Below are 8,166 nucleotides of genomic sequence, written 5' to 3'. Positions count from 1 at the left end.
CAGAGTCAACGGCGTGATTGAGCGCGAATGGATCGCGCTGCAAATCAACGAACTGCTGGTGGTTGAGTACTACTCACGCCAAGCTTAAGATAGTTTTGAGTTTTGAGTTTTGAATAATTCAGGACTCATTCAAAACTCAAAATTATTTTTTAGCCCCCAATTTGCGACATGGTGCGGCTATACGCACCAGTCGTGCCAGCATCTCTCTGCTTATAGTTAATCTCTGGTTTCATTAACAGCAATTGCTGCACTTGATTGCGGAGTTCGGCTGTATTAACACCGGCGCGGAGGGCGGTTTTTAGGTCAATTTGACCCGTCTCATTCAGCAGACAGGGACGCAACCAGCCATCCGCAGATAGACGCATCCGGTTACAGCGATCGCAAAAACACTCGGACATCTGACTAATAAATCCTAGCGTCCCTTTGGCTCCGGGAATCTGGAAGACATCGGCGGGACCGTTACCCCGAACAAAAGATTCTGTCAATCCCAAGACGTCGCGGATGCGTTGGCGCAAATCGGCGGATGCCACCCAACCATTTCCGACAAATAACCGATCGTTGCCAATTGGCATAAACTCAATAAACCGGACGTGCCAATGCCGGTCAATTGTTAACGCAGCCAGATCCAGCACTTCTTGGTCGTTCACGCCGGGAATGACCACCACATTCAGCTTCAGAGGGTCGAACCCGACGCGATGGGCGGCTTGAATTCCATCCCAAACTTTCTGCCACTGAGAACGACCGCGATTGCCGATAATTTTGTCAAAGGTTTCGGGATTGAGCGAATCCAGACTGATATTCAGGCGTCGCAACCCGGCGTCGTAGAGTTGTTGGGCGATTGGGGCGAGTAAAAACCCGTTGGTGGTCATGGAGAGGTCTTGCGTGTCCGGCAGGGACGCGATCGCCTCCACCAACTCCACCACCCGCGGACGCAGTAGCGGTTCGCCCCCAGTTAGACGAAATCGAGTAAATCCTACCGGGATAAATACCTCTTCGATCAGGGTGAGCAATTCTTCATCAGTTAACAGCTGTTGCTGCAAAATGTAGTCAAGCTCAGCACCCTCCGGCATACAGTACTGACACCGGAAATTGCAGCGGTCAATTAAGCTAATCCGAAGGTAGTCTACCTGATTCATGTTTTTTTGGGGTTGATGAGAACACCAACCCCTAACCCCTACCCTTATTCTGATCCATTTGTCAGTGGATCTACAGTAATTGGGGCCCGAAGCGGCACAAGTTGCAGTTTCGGCGAAATGAGCGATCGCCAAACCTTCCGAATCGGATGACTGCGATGCTCCTTGACAAAGACTAAAGGCAGGATAGCCACAAGTCGTAAAACAGCAGACAGAGCAAACACGGTTGGCAAGCCACCGAAATTGTCCAACTCAGCCAGAAATCCCCCGACAGTCGTTCCCAGTGCGCCACTGACACCCGCAACCGCCGCAGCGATCGCAAAGTAAGCAGATTGATGGCGTCCTGCTGCCACAGCCATTTGCAAATTGTTGGTACACAAGTCAATCGCTGCCCAGGTGCCACCCATGAACAGGTGTAAAAGCGGGAACCAAACCCAAACCGAAACTGGGTCAGCTCCCAGCCCCAGCCAGAGTAAAGGTGTCAGTGCTGCCAACACCCCCACAAATACCAGAAGTGGACGATTCCCAATTCGGTCTGCCAGCTTCCCCCATACCACCATCATTACCAAGGTAGCCGCCGCCGTTAAGCTGCTATAGAGCGTTACCCAGCTGACATCGATATTCAGGTTGTCCAGCAGATAGAGACCGAAGAAAGGAGTGCAGATATTAACCGCAAATGCCCAAAAGCTGAAGTAAAGCAGAAACCTGACAAAATTGCCATTTTTGAGCAGAGCGATCGCAGTTCCCCAACGCTCAGTTTCCCCTGCCTCGTCAGCAGTGCCGTGCTGCGTCTGGGGATTCACATCCACCATGAAAAACTGACAGCCCAAACTAATTAACCCAATGATGACTCCCAAGAACAAGACCACACCGTATCCCTGAAGCGGCCCGCCAGGCCAAACCGACACGGCTAGACCGAGCAGGGGTACGGAGAGCAGAGTGGTCAAGCTGATAGCACTGTTGCGAAAGCCAAAATATCGCCCCCGCAACTGTTCCGGAACCAACGCCGCCATCCAGCTGAGCCAGTTAGCACTGCCCAAGCTGCCAATGATATTGGTTGCCAAGACGATTGCTAATGTCCAGCTGACCAAGTTGGGCGAATCCGTTGGGTGCCAGCAACTCCAACCAATTCCTGCCACTAAAATTAGCCACAGCAGCCGCGACGGGCCGTAGATCCAGACATTAAACCAGTGGCGACTGATGGTTCGTTCTGACAGATACGCTCCTAGTGGTTGCAGCAAATTCACCAGCATGGGGACGGACGACAACATCCCAATCTCCATTGGGCTTGCACCTAATTGGAGTAAGAAATTACTGAGCAGGACGCCGCCGGTAATGCCGCCAAACACGACAGCAAAGACAGCATCCCAAGTAGACGCTTTTAGGCTAGACCGAATTACCTGTTTGGAAAGTTTGGAAGGTGAATTGGAAGAAACTACCAGCGGGGAAGCGGCGGGAGTTTCTAAAACCTCCAAAGCTGGAAGAGATACGGTTTCAGCTGGGACTTGCAACGGTAAACTCCTCGACTGGTTTAGATAGGCTGGAATAGGGAACCACTGACTTTGTCTCTATTAAAGAATCCTCTTGCCGACAGCACGGACGACAGCCTTGTCTGTCTTGGCTCGAAGATGGACGTTTTAGAAGGATAGACTGAGAATTCTAGGTTGGGCAGCTTCCCGCAGTCAGATAACTTTCTCAATCCTTTGAAACAAACATTCAAAATAATTAAATCTCTCTGCCGCTAGTTAATAAATGGTAGCAATTGTGTATCAGACCAGTGGACGTAAAACCAATACATCTTCACTTAACCTTTCCCCTAGAAAAGGCTGATTTCGTGGTTTCCCCTGGCCTTGTAAGGAAGGATTCAGGGGTTAGATTTGTCTGAGTGGAGGAAAAATTGAGCGCCAAACTTTTCTCCCTTAAACATCCCTTTCCCACTTTTTCTACCCAAAGACGGACTGGCGAGTAACAGCACTTGAAATCTCGGTTCTCTTCGTCAGAGTAGAGTCGCTGCCTCTTCTAGGGTTCCCAAGAAACCTCAGTGAATATCTACAAGCCGGTTAATGAATTGCTCGAACTGCCATTGTCCAAAGCCTTTTCTTTCAGAAAACGGCGATTTCAGTAGTCTTTTGAGAATTTGTAACCAGTATCATCTCTATATCAGGGCGCAGGAGAACCGATTTAAACCGCCAAGACATCGTTGGTACCCTTTAGGGGTGCCTAACCAAAAATTATCGCATCTGCCAAAAGAGAGGGGAGCTGAAGTGCATGGCAAACAAGCAACAGCGAGCTTTACTCAAGCAAGGAGTAGAAGCTTGGAATAAGTGGCGTAAATTGAGTCCGGGAATCCCGCCAAATTTAATTGGAGCCGATTTACGCCAGGAAGATTTGGGTGGAGTTAACCTGGCGGGGGCGTCTCTGTGCAGTGCTGACCTGAGTGGAGCCAATCTGATGCAGGCATCTCTGCATCGAACAGACCTTCGGGGTGCGGATTTGAGGGGAGCATCCCTGAGTAAAGCGGACTTGTCAGAGGCAGATATCACTGAAGCTAATCTCAGCGAAGCCTACCTCTTTGAGGCGAACCTGAGCCGGGTAAACCTTGAAGGAGCAGATATGCACTGGGTCTACCTGGGTAAAGCTGATTTGTCTGGGGCGAATTTGGTTGGGGCGAACCTTAGAGAGGTAGATATGCGGGGAGCCAATCTAATCGGGGCGAACCTCCGCGAGGCGGATTTGTTTAAAGCGAATCTAATTGGGGCGGATTTACAAGGAGCCGATCTGCGCGGGACGAATTTGGGTGAGGCTAACTTAATGGGGGCAAGGTTGCTCAAGACTAACTTTGAGAATGCAAACCTAGAGGGTTGTTTAGTTTATGGGATTTCGTCTTGGGGGTTAAAGTTGGAAGGAGCCAACCAGTCAAATTTGGTGATTACTCCGCCAGATTATCCAGCGATCGCACTGGATAATCTGGAAGTGGCGACATTTATGTACTTGTTGCTGAATCACCAGAAAATCCGCGAGGTTTTTCCCTCAATAGCCTCCAATATCGTGCCGATCTTGGGCAGTTTCAAAGCAGATGGGCGGAAAGATTTTCTGGAGGGGCTTCGCAATGCCCTTCGCCAACATGACTATTTGCCTTTGTCGGTGGAGTTAGAAAAAGCAGCGACGCCGGAACTCACAGAGGCAATCTCCACGGTAGCTGGGATGGCGAAGTTTGTGATTGTGGATTTCACGGACGCCAGCAGCATCCCCCAAGAATTACTAAAAATTCTCCAAGGTATCCCTTTGGTGCCGGTTCAACCGTTAGTACAAGTGGATAGCAAAGAGGTGGCTGTGTCGGAGGAGTTTCAGGAATATCCTTACGCTCAACCCATTTACCAGTATCAGAGCCTTGAAGATGCGATCGCTTGTGTAGAAGAAAAAATTATTGCCCCTGCTGAGGCAAAGGCGAATGATTTACTGAGCGGACGTTAGGGATGCCAATCCCTTACCTCTACGATGGCTGACGCTGATTTGATTGTTTGCTGAAATCGCCATCTTGCTTAGAATGTCTTCCGTAACTACGGGAACGGGGTTCGTAGCTAAAACTACAAACTACCGTCTCTATTGGCATGGCACACCTGGTAAGTTTTTCCGGAATTTGCGGACGTGAGTCGAAAAAAACTGGCAAGGCTCTTGACAAAGCTCTGCTTACTTCGGCGGAAACTGAGTTTTAATTTTACCGAGTAGTTTTTCTAGAATTGCGTACCGAGCGGATGAGCGATCGCGAAGCCGATAACAAAGCGATTAAACTGACAAATGTTTTTCACCTTATCCAAGAACGGCTATAAAGCAATCACAGTATGCTTTTTAGTCTAAATAAAACCCTTGGCAGTATCGCTAAATGCGATCGCTTTTCCCCTCTTCTTCTGGTGTGCCCCCGTAATCTCACCTAGTTCAAAACAAAAGCCTTTTTTGTTGTTCTACATATTATGTCATTCTTGTCTGTATGCTTAGTAACATTTATGGCGAAATTTATCTTTAAGCTCAGTAAATATACTACTTGTTTAAAGATTGTGTAAATATGTACTCTTAATGGTAGTCAGACTCAAGGCGTATTCCTTAAGATATAGATCATCAAATTAAACCATTTACGTGTAATTACGTAGTTACTTAATTTGTTAAATCCAAAATTACAAAAATTAGCTGCCAGCAAAAGCGTAAAGTCGCTGGTCGCAATCACTTGAAGTATGTTTGGATATCTGAGTTCAAGTATTGAATGTTTGTGAATTTAGAGAGGATTTATGGAAAGCTATATGGCAAAAAACAACATAGATTTTAAAACAAACCCGACAGGAATTGAGATTGAAACCCGGTTGAAAAATCGGACAAATAAGCAACAATTGGATCTGCTCAAACAAGGAGTGAAAGCCTGGAATGAGGAAAGACAACAGAATCCTCAAATCCGAGCAGACCTAAAGATGGCTAACCTTAAACGAGCCAACCTCAGCACAGCCAATCTCAGTGGGGCAGACCTCTCCTTAGTCAACTTCAGCGGGGCTAATCTGACCTCGGCTAACCTGAGCGGAGCCAACCTCAGTAGAGCCAACCTCAGCGGGGCAGACTTGAGATGGGCAGACCTCAGCGGCGCACTCCTAGATGGGACAGACCTCAATGGCGCACTCCTAAGTGCTGCCAATCTCAGCAAGGCAAAATTCAACAAAACCAACTTAAAAGGGACAGTCCTGAGCGGAAGCAACTTGAGCAATTCAGAAATCAGTGAAGCCAACTTCAGTGGGGCAGACCTGAGATGGGCAAACCTGAGACGAGCAGTTGTCAGCGTGGCAGACTTCCGCAAGACAGACCTGAGATGGGCAAACTTGAGTGAGGCTCAGGTGGTGCGGACAAATCTAGAGGGAGCCAACCTTGAGGAGTGTTCAATTTATGGGATTTCCACTTTGGGATTAAAACTGAAGGGAGCCAAGCAGTTGAGCCTAGTCATCACTACTTTTGGCGAACCCGCGATCGCAGTGGACAATCTGGAAGTTGCCGAGTTTATCAGTCGGCTGCTCAACACTCAAAAAATCCCCGATTTCAATAACACTATCTCTTCTAAAGTCATACTGGTTCTGGGTCGCTGCACCCAGGAGCGCAAGCCAATCTTGGATGCACTTCGCAAATATAACTATTTGCCGGTGGTTATAGACTGCGAGACATCGACAAGTAAAGACCTGACGGAAACCATCTCGACGCTGGCTCAAATTTCGCGGTTCATCATTGCCGATCTCACCGATCCTAGAAGTATTCCTCAAGAATTGCACGCTATTATTCCCAATCTGCAATCGGTGCCGGTGCAGCCATTGCTACATACTTCAGCCCAGAAAGAATACGCGATGTTTGAAGATTTCCAACGCTATCCTTGGGTGTTGGAAACATATTGGTATAACGCTTTTGAGGAAGCGATCGCCTCTTTTAAGAACAAAGTCATTGTCCCTGCTGAAGCGAAGGCAAGGGCTTTATTAGGCGGTTGATTGAGATCGGTGGCAACTTGCGATAACAATCATTGATCGATCGTTATCTTCTACCTGATACCTTACCCCTGCACGATGATTGCAGGGGTTTTACTGCCTATGATGCTTGTTGACGCAGTTTTTCGACATACTGCTCAAACTCTTGCTCAGAAACATAATCTATTTCCCCGTCTCCCAAAGTAATCTTTGAAAGATACTGCATTGCACGCTTAAACTCGCCAGTATCCCACTCATAGGCAAGAACATCCATGCCCCCGTCTTCGGTCTCGATAGCTTTAACGGGTCGATCTCCTACAATGCAGTAGAGTGGTAAGTCCATAATATGATGATCCGCTAGTTAACTTGATTCGCTGCTTGTACCGATTCTATTGAGTGCATACCGACATTACTTTGAGTTATCCAGTCAATGTCAATCATCCACCCGCGTTAGCTAAAGCCTGATCGTAAAGTGCTTTTGCTTCTGCATTAAGCTGATCAATTTTTGCTTTTTCTTCTGAGCTTAAAGCCCGATCGGCTGTTTGAGCTGCTGCCTCTATTTTCCGAACCTCTTCGTATATTTTATGCCCTGCACCTGACTTAACCTCTAGAATTTGGGTTAGATGGAGTTGCAATTCCGCAATATGACCATTTGATAGCTGAACGTTTAGAAGAATATCGCGATAGCCAGCTGGGGTAGGTTGTGCAAAGCGATTCTTTTCTCGCACCAGCGTTAAATTTCTATTGCAGACATCTAGCCCACCCATTAAGTCAGGAAATGACTTGTAAACTATAGAACCGCGTGCAATATCTACTAATTTAGAAACATCCCCCTTGTAATCAGCCATTGTTTTCTCCATTGCTCGTTCTCGCCCTTTTAAGGCTTGAGGTAGCTTTGCCACCCCAGAGGTCTCACTGGCAATTTGAGTGACTTTTTCGTACAGTTCCGGTTGAGCTTCTTCTGCTTGTTTGTAGAGTTTGTCTAAATCTCCTGCCACATCTCCACTAAATCCTGCTGTTGACTGTGCAGGACTTTGATCGCCTTGGCGCTGAATAACGGACTTTTGCTGCGGTTGCAGCGATCGCTGCAACCGCAGCGATCGCTGCACTGCACTGCCATTCTGCTGAACAACGTGAGTCAGTTCATGGGCGATCAACTCTTGTCCGCCCCGGCTTCCCGGCTCATATGCTCCCGCCCGGAAGAAAATATCCTGCCCTGTTGTAAATGCCTTCGCCTGGATTGAGCGATTCAACTGGTTAGATTGAGCATCCGTATGAATCTTCACCCTGCTGAAGTCAGCTCCAAATGCCTGCTCCATCGGTTCCAGGATGCTCTGTGCGAGTGGCTGTCCGCCTCCTCGTGCCTGTTGGATGGTTGCTTCGAGATCCGGTGAGGCGGGTTTCCCATCCTCACTAGACTGACACTGTATCATCGGCTTCATCTGGAGTTCTTTTTCTTCTTCCTCTTCTGGCATCACCTCGCGTTGCAGGGTGGGTACATCCAACTTTCTCATCAATTTGTTTTGATGATTCGGGATTCCCTGTTG

6 protein-coding genes and 1 pseudogene are annotated in these 8,166 nt (G+C 48.0%); 3 read left to right on the top strand and 4 right to left on the bottom strand.

The annotated features are described in order from the left end of the window. Nucleotides 1-88, top strand: a pseudogene (locus tag H6F50_RS01995) (30S ribosomal protein S4); the annotation flags it as partial. Between the two features lie 61 nt (nucleotides 89-149). On the opposite strand, the gene moaA reads toward H6F50_RS01995, so the two are convergent. Further along, complete coding sequence (gene moaA, locus H6F50_RS01990; protein WP_190425723.1) at nucleotides 150-1,136, bottom strand: GTP 3',8-cyclase MoaA; 987 nt, start codon at nucleotides 1,134-1,136, stop codon at nucleotides 150-152. Between the two features lie 44 nt (nucleotides 1,137-1,180). After that, on the bottom strand, nucleotides 1,181-2,644 hold the full coding sequence (locus H6F50_RS01985) for an MFS transporter (protein ID WP_190425720.1): 1,464 nt from the start codon (nucleotides 2,642-2,644) through the stop codon (nucleotides 1,181-1,183). A gap of 757 nt (nucleotides 2,645-3,401) precedes the next feature. On the opposite strand from H6F50_RS01985, the gene H6F50_RS01980 reads away from it, so the two are divergent. Both H6F50_RS01980 and H6F50_RS01975 read left to right on the top strand, forming a co-directional pair. After that, nucleotides 3,402-4,607 carry a pentapeptide repeat-containing protein gene (locus H6F50_RS01980; protein WP_190425717.1) on the top strand — a complete coding sequence of 402 codons (1,206 nt, stop codon included), beginning with the start codon at nucleotides 3,402-3,404 and terminating at the stop codon, nucleotides 4,605-4,607. Between the two features lie 821 nt (nucleotides 4,608-5,428). Beyond that, the gene (locus tag H6F50_RS01975) at nucleotides 5,429-6,643 is read left to right on the top strand and encodes a pentapeptide repeat-containing protein (protein ID WP_190425714.1); all 1,215 of its coding nucleotides are present in this window, start codon (nucleotides 5,429-5,431) and stop codon (nucleotides 6,641-6,643) included. A 97-nt stretch (nucleotides 6,644-6,740) separates the two neighbouring features. Here the strand turns inward: H6F50_RS01975 and H6F50_RS01970 are convergent, their stop codons facing one another. After that, complete coding sequence (locus tag H6F50_RS01970; RefSeq protein WP_190414726.1) at nucleotides 6,741-6,962, bottom strand: hypothetical protein; 222 nt, start codon at nucleotides 6,960-6,962, stop codon at nucleotides 6,741-6,743. Nucleotides 6,963-7,056: 94 nt separating this feature from the next. Continuing rightward, nucleotides 7,057-8,166, bottom strand: a 1,110-nt coding sequence (locus H6F50_RS01965; protein ID WP_190425711.1) for a DUF4157 domain-containing protein, incomplete at its 5' end; no start/stop codon positions are given.

It is taken from the genome of Coleofasciculus sp. FACHB-712, from assembly GCF_014695635.1.
GTDB lineage: Bacteria > Cyanobacteriota > Cyanobacteriia > Cyanobacteriales > FACHB-T130 > FACHB-T130.
Note: the sequence above shows the minus strand (reverse complement) of the source record. Positions and strands in the feature narration are given on the sequence as shown.